Below are 611 nucleotides of genomic sequence, written 5' to 3' on the forward strand. Positions count from 1 at the left end.
GGATCAACGCAAGGCTGACTGCCTGACACATCTATGTCAAACTCCACGTTTTTGTTATTCCAGTAGTTATCTACAAGCAAGTTTAAATCGATTGGTTCGATCCAAGCTGCGCGAACGAGGTTAGACTGCCATAAAGCACAAGTCAAATAAGTTTGTGAAGCGAACCATGAAAATCGACATCATAATTGTCTACATTCAGCGGTATCGAAATGGACATGAGGTTCATTTTGTTCCGCCGCTTACTGGTATTCATCTTGCTGCGCTGACCCCAGCAAAACATACTGTTCGAGTTATTCACCAGCAGGTTGAGACTGTAAACCTCGATAGCGACGCGGACGTAATCGTTCTCTCCTTCTTCAGTGGTTTTGCACCAGAAGCGTACCGTTTAGCAACTGAATACCGAAAACGCAGCAAGATCACGATCGCGGGTGGTCCTCATGTGACCTTTGCCCCAGAGGAAGCCCTAAGATTTGTCGATAGCATTGTTATTGGAGAAGGAGAGTCAGTCTGGGAGCAGATCTTCCAAGATATTGAACAAGATACTCTCCAGCCACGATACATTGGCGAAGCAATTCCCCTCACCCATATACCGACTCCTCGGTATGATCTTC

At 46.2% G+C, this 611-nt stretch carries 1 protein-coding gene; it reads left to right on the forward strand.

Translation table 11 applies throughout. From position 1 onward, the window contains the following. Positions 1 to 166: 166 nt before the first annotated feature. Positions 167 to 611 (forward strand): cobalamin-dependent protein (locus tag DO97_RS20325; protein WP_036537173.1); only part of this gene is annotated, 445 nt, incomplete at its 3' end.

Source organism: Neosynechococcus sphagnicola sy1 (genome assembly GCF_000775285.1).
Lineage (GTDB): Bacteria > Cyanobacteriota > Cyanobacteriia > Neosynechococcales > Neosynechococcaceae > Neosynechococcus > Neosynechococcus sphagnicola.